The sequence below is a fragment of the Alistipes sp. CAG:268 genome, from assembly GCA_000434235.1.
GTDB lineage: Bacteria > Bacteroidota > Bacteroidia > Bacteroidales > Rikenellaceae > Alistipes > Alistipes avistercoris.
Window position 1 is genome coordinate 1 of the sequence record FR891981.1, and the last position, 818, is coordinate 818.

An 818-nucleotide genomic window follows, 5' to 3' on the forward strand; every position below is an offset into this window, starting at 1 on the left:
TCGCGGCTCACCCCCTTGCCGGCGCGCTGTCCGCGCATCGCACGCTTGGCACCCTCCAACGTCATGCCGCACTCCTTGACCAGGTGGTAGATCTGCTTGAGGTGCTCCACGTCCTGCGGCGTAAAGAGCCGGTTGCCCTTCTTGTTGCGCTTGGGCCGCAGGATGGGGAACTGCGACTCCCAGTGGCGGAGCAGCGACTGATTGACGTCGAACATCTCGGCCACCTCGCCCATCGAATAGTATAATTTCTCGCTCATAACGCTAAACTTCCTTTCCCTTGATTCGGATTCTCTCTCTTTGCGGTCCTGCCCTGCAGCACCCTGCCGCGGCGTCCCGTAACTGCCGCGTTCACTCCTGCCGGAGGATCCGCAGCGAATTGGGGTACATGTTGTTCACCCGCGCACCGATCCGCTTGGCGAAGCCCAGGGCCCGTCCGCGCGCCGTCACGAGGTTCACCCCCTCGGCCAGCGCCCCGGCCGCTACCTCCTGACGCCGCAGGTAACGCAGCGCCTGCTCGTCGTCGAGCCCGGCAACCGGAACGGCCCCGCGTTCCAGGCCGTCGAAGAAGGCCAGGGCCGGATCGGGTTTCAGCCGTCCCTTGAAGAGCTGTCCCAGCGCCACGCCCGAGCAGATCACGGGCAGCGCCTCCGAGAGCGTCTTCACCGCCTCGGCCTGCTCCCCGTACCAGGCGTAACCGGTGCCGGCAACCGTGCCGAAGACCATGCGGTCTGGCTCGCGGACCCAGCGCCGCAGCTCGCCCGCCGACGCCCGGTCGGCCGGAGCGACCATCGACCGGCGCCCCTTCGGAAGGCGCTGCC

The 818-nt window shown here is 67.4% G+C and carries 2 protein-coding genes; both read right to left on the minus strand.

The genetic code is table 11. The features are described from left to right. Window positions 1-257, minus strand: a 257-nt coding sequence (locus tag QZL63_RS03055; RefSeq protein WP_290585829.1) for a MerR family transcriptional regulator, incomplete at its 3' end; no start/stop codon positions are given. Between the two features lie 91 nt (window positions 258-348). Continuing rightward, on the minus strand, window positions 349-818 hold a 470-nt coding region (locus QZL63_RS03060; protein WP_441293886.1), incomplete at its 5' end, for a methyltransferase RsmF C-terminal domain-like protein.